Source organism: Sphingomonas cynarae (assembly GCF_039537815.1).
Classification (GTDB): domain Bacteria; phylum Pseudomonadota; class Alphaproteobacteria; order Sphingomonadales; family Sphingomonadaceae; genus Sphingomonas; species Sphingomonas cynarae.
Map to the genome: position 1 here is coordinate 156,664 of NZ_BAABBF010000004.1, position 14,920 is coordinate 171,583.

General features: G+C 66.3%; 19 protein-coding genes. 6 read left to right on the forward strand and 13 right to left on the reverse strand.

What is annotated here, in order from left to right; all coding sequences use genetic code 11:
* Positions 1-6: 6 nt before the first annotated feature.
* From ABD719_RS09985 to ABD719_RS10005, 5 genes are all read right to left on the reverse strand, one after another.
* Positions 7-912 carry a galactosyltransferase-related protein gene (locus ABD719_RS09985; RefSeq protein ID WP_344693229.1) on the reverse strand — a complete coding sequence of 302 codons (906 nt, stop codon included), beginning with the start codon at positions 910-912 and terminating at the stop codon, positions 7-9.
* Entirely contained in the window at positions 909-2,033 is a 1,125-nt protein-coding gene (locus ABD719_RS09990; RefSeq protein ID WP_344693230.1) for a glycosyltransferase, read from the reverse strand. The genes ABD719_RS09985 and ABD719_RS09990 overlap by 4 nt, the downstream gene beginning before the upstream one ends.
* Positions 2,030-4,051, reverse strand: a complete 2,022-nt coding sequence (locus tag ABD719_RS09995; protein ID WP_344693231.1) for an HAD family hydrolase — start codon at positions 4,049-4,051, stop codon at positions 2,030-2,032. Before ABD719_RS09995 ends, ABD719_RS09990 begins: the two co-directional genes overlap by 4 nt.
* 119 nt (positions 4,052-4,170) lie before the next feature.
* Positions 4,171-4,842, reverse strand: coding sequence for a polyamine aminopropyltransferase (locus ABD719_RS10000; RefSeq protein WP_344693232.1), 672 nt, complete (start codon positions 4,840-4,842; stop codon positions 4,171-4,173).
* Positions 4,839-5,192, reverse strand: coding sequence for a DUF6481 family protein (locus ABD719_RS10005; protein ID WP_344693451.1), 354 nt, complete (start codon positions 5,190-5,192; stop codon positions 4,839-4,841). The genes ABD719_RS10000 and ABD719_RS10005 overlap by 4 nt, the downstream gene beginning before the upstream one ends.
* Positions 5,193-5,403: 211 nt before the next feature.
* On the opposite strand from ABD719_RS10005, the gene ABD719_RS10010 reads away from it, so the two are divergent.
* Complete coding sequence (locus ABD719_RS10010) at positions 5,404-6,528, forward strand: extracellular catalytic domain type 1 short-chain-length polyhydroxyalkanoate depolymerase (RefSeq protein ID WP_344693233.1); 1,125 nt, start codon at positions 5,404-5,406, stop codon at positions 6,526-6,528.
* Between the two features lie 78 nt (positions 6,529-6,606).
* On the opposite strand, the gene ABD719_RS10015 is transcribed toward ABD719_RS10010, so the two are convergent.
* From ABD719_RS10015 to ABD719_RS10045, 7 genes are all read right to left on the reverse strand, one after another.
* The gene (locus ABD719_RS10015; protein WP_344693234.1) at positions 6,607-7,392 is read right to left on the reverse strand and encodes an SDR family NAD(P)-dependent oxidoreductase; all 786 of its coding nucleotides are present in this window, start codon (positions 7,390-7,392) and stop codon (positions 6,607-6,609) included.
* Between the two features lie 12 nt (positions 7,393-7,404).
* Positions 7,405-8,583: a zinc-dependent alcohol dehydrogenase gene (locus ABD719_RS10020; RefSeq protein ID WP_344693235.1), complete on the reverse strand. Its 1,179-nt coding sequence runs from the start codon at positions 8,581-8,583 to the stop codon at positions 7,405-7,407.
* Positions 8,583-9,164 (reverse strand): SRPBCC family protein, encoded by a 582-nt coding sequence (locus ABD719_RS10025; protein ID WP_344693236.1) that lies wholly within the window; start codon positions 9,162-9,164, stop codon positions 8,583-8,585. Before ABD719_RS10025 ends, ABD719_RS10020 begins: the two co-directional genes overlap by 1 nt.
* 183 nt (positions 9,165-9,347) lie before the next feature.
* Positions 9,348-9,560: a DUF2842 domain-containing protein gene (locus ABD719_RS10030; protein WP_344693237.1), complete on the reverse strand. Its 213-nt coding sequence runs from the start codon at positions 9,558-9,560 to the stop codon at positions 9,348-9,350.
* Positions 9,557-10,123, reverse strand: a complete 567-nt coding sequence (locus tag ABD719_RS10035; RefSeq protein ID WP_344693238.1) for a 5-formyltetrahydrofolate cyclo-ligase — start codon at positions 10,121-10,123, stop codon at positions 9,557-9,559. Before ABD719_RS10035 ends, ABD719_RS10030 begins: the two co-directional genes overlap by 4 nt.
* 191 nt (positions 10,124-10,314) lie before the next feature.
* Complete coding sequence (locus ABD719_RS10040; protein ID WP_344693239.1) at positions 10,315-10,620, reverse strand: cell division protein ZapA; 306 nt, start codon at positions 10,618-10,620, stop codon at positions 10,315-10,317.
* A complete protein-coding gene (locus tag ABD719_RS10045; protein WP_344693240.1) occupies positions 10,620-10,823 on the reverse strand; it encodes a hypothetical protein in 204 nt (67 codons plus the stop codon). The genes ABD719_RS10040 and ABD719_RS10045 overlap by 1 nt, the downstream gene beginning before the upstream one ends.
* A 164-nt stretch (positions 10,824-10,987) precedes the next feature.
* On the opposite strand from ABD719_RS10045, the gene gap reads away from it, so the two are divergent.
* From gap to ABD719_RS10060, 3 genes are read left to right on the forward strand one after another with little or no spacing between them, the layout of a single operon-like run.
* Positions 10,988-11,998: a type I glyceraldehyde-3-phosphate dehydrogenase gene (gap, locus tag ABD719_RS10050; RefSeq protein WP_344693241.1), complete on the forward strand. Its 1,011-nt coding sequence runs from the start codon at positions 10,988-10,990 to the stop codon at positions 11,996-11,998.
* 1 nt (position 11,999) lies between these two features.
* On the forward strand, positions 12,000-12,461 hold the full coding sequence (locus tag ABD719_RS10055) for an MOSC domain-containing protein (protein ID WP_344693242.1): 462 nt from the start codon (positions 12,000-12,002) through the stop codon (positions 12,459-12,461).
* Positions 12,458-13,648: a phosphoglycerate kinase gene (locus ABD719_RS10060; RefSeq protein ID WP_344693243.1), complete on the forward strand. Its 1,191-nt coding sequence runs from the start codon at positions 12,458-12,460 to the stop codon at positions 13,646-13,648. Before ABD719_RS10055 ends, ABD719_RS10060 begins: the two co-directional genes overlap by 4 nt.
* 4 nt (positions 13,649-13,652) lie before the next feature.
* On the opposite strand, the gene ABD719_RS10065 is transcribed toward ABD719_RS10060, so the two are convergent.
* Positions 13,653-14,141 (reverse strand): TlpA family protein disulfide reductase, encoded by a 489-nt coding sequence (locus ABD719_RS10065; RefSeq protein ID WP_344693244.1) that lies wholly within the window; start codon positions 14,139-14,141, stop codon positions 13,653-13,655.
* Between the two features lie 162 nt (positions 14,142-14,303).
* Here ABD719_RS10065 and relB point away from each other — a divergent pair, with 162 nt between their 5' ends.
* Both relB and ABD719_RS10075 read left to right on the forward strand, forming a co-directional pair.
* Positions 14,304-14,537 (forward strand): type II toxin-antitoxin system RelB family antitoxin, encoded by a 234-nt coding sequence (relB, locus tag ABD719_RS10070; protein WP_344693245.1) that lies wholly within the window; start codon positions 14,304-14,306, stop codon positions 14,535-14,537.
* A complete protein-coding gene (locus tag ABD719_RS10075) occupies positions 14,528-14,890 on the forward strand; it encodes a type II toxin-antitoxin system PemK/MazF family toxin (RefSeq protein ID WP_344693246.1) in 363 nt (120 codons plus the stop codon). Before relB ends, ABD719_RS10075 begins: the two co-directional genes overlap by 10 nt.
* Positions 14,891-14,920 lie beyond the last annotated feature (30 nt).

Genomic DNA, 14,920 nt, shown 5'->3' on the forward strand with positions numbered 1-14,920 from the left:
CCACGGTCAGGCGGCGGTGCGCGCCTTCAGCAGTTCGATGATCGTCGTGGTGTCGGCATAGGGCTGATGGCGTTGCTGGCCGGTCAGTGCGTAATCGACCGCATTGGGGCGGCGTAGGACGGTGATGGGCGTACCGGCCCGGTCATCGATCAGGCCCATCAGCCGGAACGCGTAGAGCCAGTGCCCCATCGTCCGGTATCCCCATTTCGCTTCGAACAGTTCCGCGTTGCGCACCACGCTGTCGAGATGATGGACCGGGGGCATGTGGTGGGGATGATATTGATGATAGGCGAGACCGCCTTTCATCCATGCCAGAGGAATGTGGCGATCGCCCAGCGTCTTGGCGAAATCGGTATCCTCGCCGCCATAACCGACATAGCGTTCGTCGAACCCGCCGGTGGCAAGGAAGGTGGCACGCCGGACCGCGAAGTTGAGCGACCAGAAACAGCGATAGTCATCGCAGATCTCGCAGCCGGTTTCGGGTGGTTCACGACGATCGGAATGACGCACCGCGATGGCTGCGAACCGGTTGATATTCCACCCCGGTGCGGTCGCCCCATCCGGCAGATACGATACCTCGCCCATCAACACCCCGTCGAGTCCGACCAGGCCTGCGACGTAATCGCCGATCAGTGTCGGCGTCGGGATACAGTCCATATCGAGGAAAACCAGCGTATCGCCGATCGCCGCATGCGCCGCCATATTGCGCGCGGCCGCCAGGGGCAGGGTATCGCCCGCGATCATCAACTGCCGGATCGGGAAGGGAGCAGGGGGTAGCATGTAGGGGTGATCCTGCATCACCGCGACGATCAGTTCGACCGGCGGATGCTCCTGACGGGCCAGCCCCAGTACCATGTTATGCAGATGCGCAGGCCGCCCGCCGGCCAGCGTCAGCACCGATACGCCGGTCACGCGCCGACCGGCACGGGGGCGGTGACGCGCCACAGCTGGTCGGCCAGCGATTCCAGCCAGTCCGCAGCTTTCGTTGCCGGCCGATCCTCGATCAGCGCGCACTGCGCCGCGGCGTCATGCCCGGCCAGTGTTTCCGCCAGTGCGCGCTGCCACGCCTCCGCCGAAGAAGGAAGGTGCGGCCGGATGGTGGCGACGCCAGCCGCAGCCAGCGCCTGCGCCTTGCGGTGCTGTTCGTCGAAATAGCGCCATTCCGGGATCGCCAGCCATGGCCGTGCCGCTGCCAGGATCTGTTGGCAGGTGGTGTTGCCGGTGGAGGCGATCACCAGGTCAGCGGCGGCGACATGGTCGGCGGCGTTGTCGACCCAGCCGCGATGCTCGATATTCGCGGGTTCCGTCGCGTGCCAGTCGCGCTCGACCGGGCCGATCGTGATCCAGCGTGCATCGGGCCGGCTGCGCGCGCCGACACCGAGGGGCGCCTGCCCGAAGCCGCTGCCGCCCCCGCCCGCCATGACGAGGATCATCTCCTCTCCGGCACCGATGCCGATCCGCTGGCGGGCCAGTTCGCGTTCGACGACACGGGTGTCGACCCCCAGACCGCCGGCGAAACAGGTCTTCACACGCATGGCCGCATCCCATTCCGGTTGCGCGAGCGCGACGTGGAAGGGGGCGAGCAGGCCCGCCGCCCCGTCATAGGCGGCTTGATGACCGGCGTCGCCGCGATCCCCGTGCTGGAGGATCTTGACGTGCGGGACACTGCAGATGCGGGACAATTGCGCGATCTCCGCAGAGACATCGCAGATCATCAGGGCGGGGTTTGCCGTATCGAACCAGCCGGCGATCGTCGCCATCGCCCGGCGGATGCCGGGCCAGCCAAGTGGCGCGCAGTGCAGCGTCGCGGGGGTGGGGACGTGATCCATCCCCGTCGCCTCATCCCCGCGTGGTTCGAACAGCGAAGGGATGACGATGATCGACGCCTGGGGCGGCAGCGCCGGGAAGATGTCGTCACGCGCACAGAAAAGGACGAGCGGCCGGTCGGCCGGGAGGGCATGGGCAATCGCTGCACAGCGTTCGGCGTGGCCCCGGCCCTGATGATGGACGAAATAACCGAACGCCTGCTTCATGCCGCCATCATCTCCCGTACCGGCGGTACGATCCCGATCGCCGCCAGCCCCTCCATCACGCCTGTCGCATGGCGACCCCGTACCCGGTTCAACCCGGCACGCAGCGTAAGCCCATCGAGTTCCGCGCCGGCATTGCCGACGACGATGGCGTGGCCGCATGCCTCCAGCATGTCGATGTCGTTGCCGCTGTCGCCCGCTGCGATGCAATCAGCCAGCGACAGGCCGTTTCGCGCGGCATAGGTAGCGATCGCCGCCGCCTTCCCTGCATGGGGGGCGAGGACGTCGATCAGTTCGCCGTGCGAGAACACCACCCGCGCCGCCAGTCCCGCCGCCGTCAGCGCCGTGCGGATCGTCGCGGCATCGGTCGCATCGCCGAAGAAACTCAGCTTGTGCGGCCCCTCCGTCTCATGCGGCTGCGCAGTCAGGTCAAGCGGGGCAAGCGCGGCCACCACCGCCGGCCGGTCCCAGTCCCGGTCGAGCGCCACGGCATAATCGTCCCATTCATGCCAGCCGCCGCCCGGCGTCCTCAGCATGATCCGCGTGCCGACATCGACGATGAACGCATCGGGTTCGGGCAACCGCCACTGTGTCAGTATCTCGCGTGCCATCGCGAATGACCGGCCGGTGGCGACGACATAACCCAGTTCGCGTGTCCGGCTCCACGCGGCGAACGCCGCCGCACCAGCGGTGCAGCCGGTCAGCGTGTTGTCGATATCGCTCGCCAACAGGCTCGGCATGCGTCGCAACCCGGCATAGATCGATACTGATCCTGTGGCGTAGTTCGCCCAGCTGTAACGGCTGGCATGGGCACGCGCCGCCGCGGCCAGACGCCGGTGCAACGCGGCGTCCGATACGATTGCCAGACAGGCGGCGGCGATCGCCCCTTCGTCGCGCGGATCGACGAGCAGACCATGGCCGACCGTCGTGATGATCTCGCTCGGCCCGCCATGACGGGTCGCGACCACCGGCACACCGGCGGCGGCGGCCTCGACCAGCGTCAGCCCGAACGGCTCATGCAGCGCAGGATTGACGAAGACGCCCCCCCCCGCCGCCCGGCGATAGAGCGCTTCGACATCCGCCTCGTCATGTCGCACCGGCAGCGCGACGTGGCCTTGGAGGGCCGGGTCGGCGCACAGGCGACGTAACTCGGCGATTACCTCGCACTCTTCCGCCGAGCACCGCCCGTCATCCTGCTGACCGGCAAGGATAACGAGGTTCGCCTGTTCCATGAGGGCGGGGGTCGCGGCATAGGCGCGAACCAGCGCGGCAAGGTTCTTCTTGCGGACGGGGCGGGCGATCGCCAGCACGATCGGCTTGCCGGGATCGACCAGCATGGCCTCCAGCGCGTCGATCACGCCGACGCCGCGACCTGCGGGGCGGGATGGTGCGCCGGGCGACAGGCAGTGGAGGCGCGATGCGGCATCGGCGACGCCATAGGCGGCGATCTGGCGATCGGCCTCGTCGCGGGTCGATACGATGATGGCGTCGGCAGCGGCGATCGCCGCGCGCTCCTCCGTGATGCGCACGTCGAGACCATCGTCGCCGACCTGTTGTGCCCGCTTGTCGATCCCCAGCGCATGGGGAGTGTAGACGAAGGGAATACCCCAGCGTTCGCGGACCGCCATGGCAATCTCGGCAGCATCGGCAAAATGTGCGTGGATGGCATCGGGGCGCCGGGGCAATGACGCCAGATGTGCGTGCAGCGCCGCGAGGAAGGCGGGCCGATCTGCGAGCAACGCCTCCTTCTCCAGATAGGCGGTGTTCGCGGTTCCGATCCGGTTGATCGTGATCCGGTCGCCTATCTTCTCTGTCGCCCGATCATGATCCGCGCCCAGCGTAGGATCGTCGAACCGGCGGGTGACGATCGAGATTCGTTCGATCTCCGGCATCGCCGCCTGCGCGACCGCTGCTTCCATGATATAGGCGATGTGACCGCCGGTGTCCGCCGTCAGGCCATATCTGACCGGAGGCGCCTTCAGGCAACCGCCCAGCGCCAGATGCATCACGAACACCATCATCCCCCGTTATCGTATCTATGGTGAAACGATGACGGTGGCCGAAAAGACCCAAGCCGATGGTTGAAACCGACTAATCCAGATTTATCGGTCGGCGGATTTCAGGTCGGAAAGCGCGGGGATCAGCGACGCGTGGCGAACCAGATGACGTGTGTCGGGCCTTTGCCGTTGTCACGGGCACGCACACGAACTTCGTCGACAGCGAACCCCGCCTGACCCAGACGGCGGGTAAAGGCGGTGTCAGCCCCCGCCGACCAGACCGCCAGTACGCCGCCGGCGCGCAGCGCCATGCGGGCCGCGGCCAGACCGCGCGCGGTATACAGCCCGTCATTGGCTTCTCGCGTCAGCCCGTCCGGACCATTGTCGACATCGAGGAGGATCGCGTCATATCGGCCGACACCGCCTGCGATCGCACCGCCGACATCGCCGATCACGATCTCGACCCGCGGATCGTCGAGGCAATTGCCGGTGAGTGCCGCCATCGGCCCGCGTGCCCAGTCGAGGATACCCGGCACCAGTTCGGCGACCACGATCCGCGCATCGGCCCCCAGACTGCCCAACACCGCTCGAAGCGTGAAGCCCATGCCATATCCCCCGATCAGCAGCCGGGGGGCGGGATGGCCGGTCAGTCGCGCGCACGTCATCGTGCCGAGCGCGATCTCGGAGCCGCTCATGCGACTGCTCATCAGTTCGTTGCGATCGAGCACGATCATGAAGTCATCGCCGCGCCGGAACAGGCGGAGCGGCGGACCGCCCGGCACCTCCGCGGTGCCGAGCAGTTCGCGGGGTGTCACCGCTTGCGGGCCTTGCGTGCCGCGTAACGCGCATCGCGCGCGGCCTTCATCTCGGCTTCGGTCGGGGGCTTCGGGCGCGATGCCTTCTTGGCGGCGGCGGCTTCCAATTCGGCCTGTTCGGCTGCCTCCCGAGCGGCACGAGCGGCTTCCTTGGCTTCTGCCTCGGCAGCCAGCTTGGCGGCGCGGCGTTCGGCGGCGGCCGCCTCGCGCGCTTCGCGTGCGGCCTGGCGTGCGGCCACGACCTCGGGATCGGGAGCCGGCTTGGCACGCAGCTGCTCCAGAGCGCGCTGCCGCGCTTCGCGTGCCGCGGCATTACGCTCGGTGAAATCGGGGGTCTTGTAGGCTGCCATACTCTTTTCCGCTGCAAGTGATGCGATCGCGACGATCGCCTGAAACACGCCCTCATAGCGGAAACGGCGGAAAAGTCTCGCCTTGCGGGATATCGACCATCAAAAGCCGATCGGTCGGCGGCTTGCCATCGGCTTGCCATAGCCCATATTGTGCAGTGCAGCATCGCCGCCGCGATGCCTGTCAGCGGACGGTCCGCTTCGGAGTGTTTGCATGCGGCGTCTGTCCGATACCATCAATCGCCTGTCCACAATGCGCGACGCGATGAGCCGTTTCCAGCCCGACGACGGTGCCGGCCGGCTGGATGCTCTGGACGGATTCGGTTCCAATCCCGGTGGCCTGCGCGGCTGGGTCCATGTGCCGCACCGGCTGGCGGCGAAGCCGGCGCTGGTCGTCGTGCTGCATGGCTGCACGCAGACCGCCGCCGGCTATGATCGTGGCTCGGGCTGGTCGCAACTGGCCGACGAGCACGGGTTCATGCTGCTGTATCCGGAACAGCAGCGGGCCAACAATCCCAACAGCTGTTTCAACTGGTTCACGCCCGAGGATACCGTACGCGACAGCGGCGAGGCACTGTCGATCCGACAGATGATCGCCACTGTCATTGCCCGGCACGACATTGATCCCGGCCGTGTGTTCGTCACCGGCCTGTCTGCAGGCGGGGCGATGACCTCTGTGATGCTTGCCACCTATCCCGACGTGTTCGCAAGCGGCGCGATCATCGCCGGCCTGCCCTATGGCAGCGCCAGCGGTGTGGTGCAGGCGCTCGATCGGATGCGGGGCCATGGCGCTGTCGATGCCGAAATGCTGGGCGACCTGGTCCGCCGTGCTTCACCCCATCGGGGGCCGTGGCCGACGGTGTCGATCTGGCATGGTGGAGCCGATGCGACGGTCCATTCGTCCAATCGCGAGGCGATCCTTGCCCAATGGCGTGCTGTCCATCGCGTCGCGGCCGCACCTGCGCAGGTCGATACGGTCGACGGCATTCCCCGCCGCCGCTGGCAGGACGGCGATGGCCGGGTGGTGATTGAGGAGTTCAGCATCGCCGGTATGGGTCACGGCACTCCGTTGGCGACCGGGACGGCGGATGATTACGGCGCGGTGGGGGCGTTCATGCTCGATGCCGGCATCTCGTCCACCTGCCACATCGCCGCATTCTGGGGATTGACGGATGATGTGGCGACCGTTGAGGCGCTGTCCGTGTCGGCCCGCACGGTCGAGGTCGATCAGTCCGCGGCCAAGTCGGCCCCAAAACCCGCGCCAAAGCCGGCATCCATGCCCTTGTCGGTCGGGCAGGTCATCGACGATGCGTTGCGTGCCGCCGGGCTGATGCGATAGCCGGTCCCGGCGGTAACTGCGTCATCACAGGCGAAGCCTTGCTCCGCCCGTGATGACGAGATGTTCAATCGGCGTGGCTCACTGTTCGGCCGTACCCGGCTCAGCCATGTTGCGATGCTGTTCGGCAAGCACCGATCCGGGTATGACGTTGGCCAGCACGCCTTGCACCTTGGTCTTCCAGCCCGAGAAGATCGACGGCTTGCCTGCCATCACCGCGTCCCAGCCATCCTTGGCGACATCCACTGGATCGCTCTTGTTGGGGTCCGTGCCGACCGAGGTGTCGTTCATCCCGCCACGGTCGAAGAACTCGGTATCGACCGGTCCCGGCATAAGCGTGGTCAGCGTCACGCCGTCCGCGTCCTTGATCTCGTTGCGCAGCGCTTCGGTGAAGCTGTCGATGAACGCCTTGGTGCCGTTGTACACCGCCTGGAACGCGCCGGGGATGTAGCCGGCGACCGATCCGGTCACGAGCACCTTGCCGTCGTTGCGTGCCACCATCGCCGGCAACACCTGCTGCAACAGATAGATGGTGCCGGTGATGTTGGTATCGACGACGAAGCGCCAGTCCTTCACCTGCTGGTCGAGGAAGCCATGGCCCAACCCGTGGCCGGCATTGGCGCACAGCAGATCGATCCGCCGTCCGGCCGCGGCGGCGATCAGCGTATCGACCCCCTCGATGGTCGACAGGTCCGCCTCAACCGCCTGTACGCCGGTGCCGAACTGCTTCAGATCAGCACCGGCATCGTTGATCAGCGCTTCGTTGGCGGCGATCAGGATGTCGTACCCGTTCTTCGCCGCCAGTGTGGCGAGTTCGAAGCCGATGCCGGTCGAGGCACCGGTGATGATCGCGAATTTGTCAGCCATGGTGAGTGATCCTCAGTTGAAGCCGGGCTTGAGCACGACCTTGGTCACGTTGTTCTGGTCTTCATGGAACATCTTGTACCCCTTCGGGGCGTCCTCCAGATCCATGCGGTGCGAGATAAGGAAGGTGGTGTCGATCTTCCCTTCCATGATCGCGTTGAGCAGCGCAGGCATGTAATGCTGGACGTGGGTCTGCCCGGTCTTGAGCGTCAGCCCCTTCTCCATGAACGCGCCCAGCGGGAACTTGTCGACGAAGCCGCCATAGACGGCAGGCATCGATACGCGGCCGCCCTTGCGACAGGCGACGATCGCCTGCCGGATCGAATGGGCCCGGTCGGTGGCAAGGAAAGTCGACACCTTGATCTGGTCGATGACGTTGTCGACGAACAGGCCGTGTGCTTCCAGCCCGACGCTGTCGATCACCGCATCGGGGCCGATCCCGCCGGTCATTTCCATCAGCGCCTCATAGACGGCGCTTTCCTCGAAATTGATCGTCTCCGCGCCGAACCGCTTTGCCAGTTCGAGGCGCCGGGGGAAGTGATCGATCGCGATCACCCGCGCCGCGCCCATTAGAAATGCGGACTGGACCGCGAACAGGCCGACCGGCCCGCAACCCCACACCGCGACGGTGTCGCCCGGTTCGATCTGGGCATATTCGGCCGCCTGCCATCCGGTCGGCAGGATATCCGACAGGAACAGCACCTTCTCGTCATCCACTCCGTCGGGGATCACGATCGGGCCGACATCGCTGAACGGCACGCGGACATATTCCGCCTGTCCGCCCGCATAGCCGCCGGTCAGGTGGCTATAGCCGAACAGGCCGGACATCGGCTGACCATACAGTTCCATGCCGATATCCTGATTGTCGGCGGGATTGCCGTTGTCGCAGGCGGAATATTGATGCTTGCCGCAATGATAGCAGCTGCCACATGCGATCGTGAACGGCACTACGACCTTCTGACCCTTTTTCAGGGTCGATTTCGGCCCCGTCTCGACCACCTCGCCCATGAATTCGTGGCCGAGGATGTCCCCCGACTGCATCGTCGGGATATAGCCGTCGTACAGGTGGAGATCCGATCCACAGATCGCGGTGGCTGTCACCTTGATGATGCAGTCGCGTGGATTGACGATTTCGGGGTCGTCGACGGTATCGACGCGGACGTCGTGCTTACCGTGCCAGGCAAGGGCGCGCATCAGGCCAGTTCCTCTTCACGTTGCCGGGCGTTCATCGCCGCAGTGGCGATCTCGCCGGTTTCCATCAGTTGCTTGAACCGGCGCAGGTCGCGCCGCGCCTGAATGGCGGGTTCGCGCTGAAACATCTTGGCGATGATCTTGCCGATCGCACCGCCGGGCGGATCGTAAAGGATCGTCGCGGTGACGACGGTGCCGCGCGCGCCGGCGTCGCGAAACTCGATCCGGCCGCTATTGGCGACATCGGCACCCGGTTCGGATGCCCAGGCGATGAAGCGGTCCTGCGCCTCATCGGTGACCACCGCATCCCATTCCACCGTTCGGCCACCTGGGGCCTTGACCACCCAGTGCGAACGCTTGCCATCCAGCACGTCGATCCGGTCGACATTCTCCATGAAGGTGGCAAGGTTGGCGAAGTCGCGGAAATAGGCGAACAGTTCGGTGGCGGGACGGTTGATTGTCACCGCACGACCGATCACCGTTTCGCCCTTGCCGTCGCCGATCCCGGCTGCGGCGACGGGGTCGCCCTTTTTCCAGCTGGCGGGCGGGGCGTCGTCGCCATGAGCGACGTTGGTATCCGTCATCTCGACACTCTCCCTTGGCGTCTGCACGAGGCAGGCGATCACCGCAGCCACCGGACAGTCCGGCGGAAGGAGTGATGATCTCCCAACAACGCGCGACGAAGGGATGCTGCCAGCCGGCAGAGATTGCGACTCGACCGGCAAAAGCAACGGTCCAGCGCCAGTAAACCTAACTATTGCTGTAGGTTAAGACGATTTCCACCGCCCCGTTTCCATCCATTGCAGCAAAGGCCGCATCGGCGTGATCCACGCGAGCCCCGCGACGAGATAGAATATGGCCTGCACCACCCAGTGCCAGCCGCCCACCAGCCCGGACAGGCTGGCGACCAGCACCGCCCAGATCGTGATGATCGCAAGGATGGCGAACACGCCGGCGGGCTTGCGCCAGCTCGGGGTCATGACGGCATCGGCCCGGCAGGGGGTGCGTGGCAAGGCATGGCTATGATCCATTCCAGTTCGGTGAGGATGGCGTGAAGCGGTACGTCCCACGGATCGGGCGCCAAGCCCGGCACCTCCTGCACGCTCCATGCAAGGCCGATGCGCCATGCGGCGGGATGATCCGCGAATGCCCGGTCGTAATGGCCGGCACCCTGGCCCAGCCGGTTGCCGCGCCGGTCGAAGCCGACCAGCGGAGTCAGGATGATGTCGGGGGCGAGCACCGTCGCGTCGGCGGCCGGCTGGCGCAGACCGAACGGGCCATTGCCGAGCGTGCCGGCAGCATCGAGGAAGCGGAGCGGTGTCGCGCGGTCGACGACATGGGGCAGGGCGATGACGCAGCCGGCGGTGCGGGCGATGGCAAGCAAGGGGGCCGGATCGACCTCGCCCCCGATCGGGACATAGGCTGCGATCACCAAGCCGGGCGCCAGCCGCCCACGCAATGCGTCTGGTATCGTCAGGGCGTGCGGCTCGAAGTCGGCGCGGGCGGCACGCAGATGCAGGCGAAGGGCGCGTTTATCGGTCATGCATCGACCATCGGGAGGGGCGGGTGGCGGGACCGCCGTGGCCGTGTGCCGGGTTATCCACTGACGCACGGTACGTCAGGTGGGGACCATATACGTCGGACCAGGGTCCGGGCAGGGACAGCCCCCTATGGATGATGAATAGCCTCAGGGATAATAAAGGCTCGTACCGGGCAGAACCCGCCATCCCCTATCTAGGATATCAGTGGCGATTGCTCAAGGGCCTGTGCGAGCCCTTCGAGCGTATCCGCGATCCGCTGCAATGCCGATTCGCTGACGGCGGCACCTTCGGGCGGCCGCTTTTCCACCTCGTCCAGCGCGTCTGCCAGCATGAGCGCCACGAACAGCATCGCCCGGTCGGGCTGGCCGCCCGCCGCCCGATCGGCGGTGGCCCAGCGTTCGTCGAGCATCCGGCCGAGCAACTGCACGCGCGCCTCCTCGCCTGTGCGGCAGGCGACCGGGTAGGGGCGGCCGCCGATCTGGAGCGTGACGGTGGGCATCAGCGGGTGCCGCCGCGTGCGATCACGTCGTCCAGCGCCGCGACGGCATCCGTCATGCGCGACCGCAGCACCGCATGACGACGGGCCAACGCCTCCGCACTGTCGGTACGGGCGGCGATCGCGGTCTGGATGCGAGAGATCGCCCGGTCGATGCGCTCGACCGCGGGAGAGGTGCCGTCTGCCTCGGTTGCTGTGTCGGTCATGGCACGGCGATTAGGATGCGTGTCCGCCACCGGCAAGGCGTTTCCCACTTGTTGATACGGGAACTGCCGACGCCAGTGGTTGACAGGGGCCGGCCCGGCCCCGCAAAGGCAGCGGCATCCCGGCCCCGGCCCTTTCCGCGGCCGCCCCTGATGGAGAACCACCCATGACGGTCAAGGTAGCGATCAACGGTTTCGGTCGGATCGGGCGCCTCGTGGCGCGCGCTATTCTGGAACGCGGCGACAGTGGGCTGGAACTGGTCGCGATCAACGATCTGGCCGATGCCAAGTCGAACGCATGGCTGTTCAGCCGCGACAGCATCCACGGCAAGTATCCGGGCGTCGTCGCGGCCGAGGGCCAGGACCTCGTTGTCGACGGCAAGCGTATCCGCGTGACCGCCGAGCGCGATCCCGCCAATTTGCCGCACAAGGAACTGGGCGTCGACCTGGTGCTGGAATGCACCGGGTTCTTCACCGACAACGTGTCGTGTCAGAAGCATATCGATGCCGGTGCCAAGAAGGTGCTGATCTCGGCGCCCGGCAAGAATGTCGACCTGACCGTCGTTTATGGCGTCAACCATGACAAGTTGACCGCCGAGCACACGATCGTATCGAACGCTTCGTGCACCACCAACTGCCTCGCCCCCGTCGCCAAGGTACTCAACGACGCGATCGGGATCGAGCGCGGGCTGATGACCACGGTCCACGCCTATACCAACGACCAGAAGATCCTCGACCAGATCCACCCAGACCTGCGCCGCGCGCGGGCGGCGGCGATGTCGATGATCCCGACCACCACCGGCGCGGCCCGCGCGGTGGGTGAGGTTCTGCCCGAACTGAAGGGCAAGCTCGACGGCTCCGCGATCCGCGTGCCCGTGCCCGACGGCAGCCTGATCGACCTGACCTTCACGCCGTCGCGCGACACGACCCGTGATGAGGTGAACGCGATCCTGAAAGCGGCGGCCGAAAGCGGCCCGCTGAAGGGCGTGCTGGTCTATACCGACGAGCCGTTGGTCTCGATCGATATCCAGCATACGCCGCAGTCCTCGACGATCGACAGTCTGGAGACGGCGGTGCTCGACGGCAAGCTGGTCCGCGTCGTCAGCTGGTACGACAATGAATGGGGCTTCTCCAATCGCATGGTCGACACCGCCGGCGTGATGGCGTCCTTCCTCTAAGGTGACGGGCACGATCGCCGGCATAGCCCGCCACGGGCGGCCCAAAGGCCCGGTCGAGACGATCGACCGGGTCGAGGTGTCGCTGGATGGGGGGATCGCCGGCGATTGTCGCGGGGTGCGCAAGCCCGGCGGGCGCGGGCGGCGTCAGGTGACGCTGATCGAGCGGTGCGACTGGGACGCGGCGATGCATCAGGTCGGCTACGACCTGCCGTGGTGGGCCAGGCGCAGCAACCTGCTGGTCGACGGGTTCGACCTGCCGCAGGTACCCGGCACCCGCCTGCGCATCGGTGCCGACGTGGTGCTGGAGGTGACGCGCGAAACCGACCCTTGCGACCGGATGGACAAGCTAGCGCCGGGCCTGTTCGCGGCGTTGCTTCCCGATTGGCGCGGCGGCGCCTGTTCACGCGTATTGGCCGGCGGCACGATCGCCATCGGCGACCCGATCAGGATCGAGGAACCATGACCAAGGCTTTCAGAACGCTGGATGATATCGGCGAGGTTGCCGGCAAGCGCGTGCTGGTGCGCGAGGATCTGAACGTGCCGATGGCGGATGGCCGCGTCACCGACGACACCCGATTGCGCGCCACGATGGCGACGGTGACCGAACTGGCGGATCGCGGCGCGATCGTGCTGGTGCTGGCGCATTTCGGGCGGCCAAAGGGACAGCCGAACTCGGAAATGTCGCTGGCGCTGGTGACGAAGTCCTACGAGGCGGTGCTGGGCCGCCCGGTGCGCTACATCGACTGGGAAGGGGCCGCAGACGCGGTCGCCACCTTGCAGTCCGGCGACATCGCGGTGCTGGAGAACACCCGTTTCTTCGGCGGCGAGGAAAAGAACGATCCCGCCGTGATCGACCGGTTCGCCGCGCTGGGCGACCTTTACGTCAACGACGCCTTCTCGGCCGCGCACCGCGCCCATGCCTCGACCGAGGGACTGGCGCACCGGCTGCCGGCATTCGCGGGCCGGGCGATGCAGGTGGAACTGGACGCGCTGGAAAAGGCGCTGGGCAATCCCGAGCATCCCGTCGCGGCGGTAGTGGGCGGTGCCAAGGTATCGAGCAAACTCGACGTGTTGCGCCATCTGGTGACGAAGGTCGATCACCTCATCATCGGGGGCGGCATGGCCAACACCTTCCTCGCCGCGCGCGGCGTGGCAGTGGGCAAGTCGCTGTGCGAACACGACCTGACCGATACCGCCGAGGCGATCCTCGATGCGGCGGACAAGGCCGGCTGCACCGTCCACTTGCCCTATGACGTGGTGGTGGCGAAGGAATTCCGCGCTAATCCCCCGGTCCGCATCGTCAATGTCCACGAAGTGGCGGCAGACGAAATGATCCTCGACGTCGGCCCGTCCGCGGTCGAGGCGCTGGGCGATGTACTGAAGAACTGCCGCACGCTGGTGTGGAACGGACCCATGGGCGCGTTCGAGACACCGCCGTTCGACACCGCCACCGTCGCGCTGGCGAAGACCGCGGCGGCGCTGACTCAGGACGGCAGTCTTGTATCGGTCGCGGGTGGCGGCGATACCGTCGCCGCGCTCAATCAGGCAGGGGTGGCGGATCGATTCACGTTCGTCTCGACCGCCGGGGGCGCGTTCCTGGAATGGATGGAGGGCAAAGACCTGCCCGGCGTTGCGGCGCTGATGCGCTGACCTGTCACCCGCCGGCCGCACCGGCCGGCGGGGCTTCCCTCAGCAGCGGGATCAGCAGACGGTTCAGGTCGTCCAGGTCGAAGGCGCGGGCGGCCGCATAACGGACGATGCCCGCGCGATCGATGATATAGTTGGTCGGCACCGCCTTTACGTTTGCATACTCCCCCTTGACCCGTTTGGCGGGGGTGATCGCCAGCGCGGCGAACAGCGGCTTCATCCGGAACACGGGAACGGAATCTTCGGTCGTGATCGCGAACACCCGCAATCCGTGCTTTTCGGTCCGCCGATAATATTGATCGAGCAGCGGCAGTTCGACCCGGCAGGGCACGCACCATGTCGCCCAGAAATTCAGCAACACCACCTGCCCGCGCAACGACGACAGCGCCACCTTGCTGCCGTCGAGCAGCGTCAGCTCGGTATCCGGCGCCGGCTGGCCGACCACGATCCTCCCGGCGGCGGCGGGTGTGGCCGTCCACAGGAGAGGCACGGCCATTATGCCGCTCCACCATCTCGTTACCATCATCGCCGTTGCCCCCTCGTCTCCGGCCGTTTCCCCGCCCGTACAAGACAGGGGTGCGCCCGCTGCGTCAATCGCGGCGCTTGAACGCCACGCTGCAAGCCGCTATGTTAAACACGTTAAACATCAGGGGTAACGATGCTCGGCGTCAGGCTTGATACGGAACTGGAAGAACGCCTTGCAGCCGTGGCGCGTACCCAGGGCCGCAGCAAGAGCGATATCGCTCGTGAAGCGGTGCGACGTTACGTCGACCTGCACGACGAAGCGTATCGGCGCGAAGCCCGCCGCCAATCCCTGCGCGCCTCGAAGCGCGAGGGTGAGCCTCATCCCATCTGGGATGCGATCGATACGGACGATGCGGCATGGAACTGACACCGGTAGACATCGCCCCCAGCGACATCAGGCATGGCGCGATCGTGCTGGTGGCGTCGGCGCCCGACCGCACCGATCGCGCCCGGCCCTGCGTCGTGGTCCAGTCCGACCTGTTCAACGCCACCCATCGCACCGTCACCTTGTGTCCACTGACCGACATCGTCGGTGGCGAGGCCCTGTTCCGCGTCGCCTTTTCGCCACGCGAGCACACCGGCCTGACCGTCGAATGCGAGGTGCAGATCGACCAGATCACCAGCGTCCGGCGCGAACGCATCGTGCGCGTCATCGGCCAGTCATCGCCAACCCGCATGGAACAGGTCGACCAAGCGCTGCGCCGCTGGCTGATGCTGTGATTCCACCGTTTTTTCTACCATCGTCCTTCT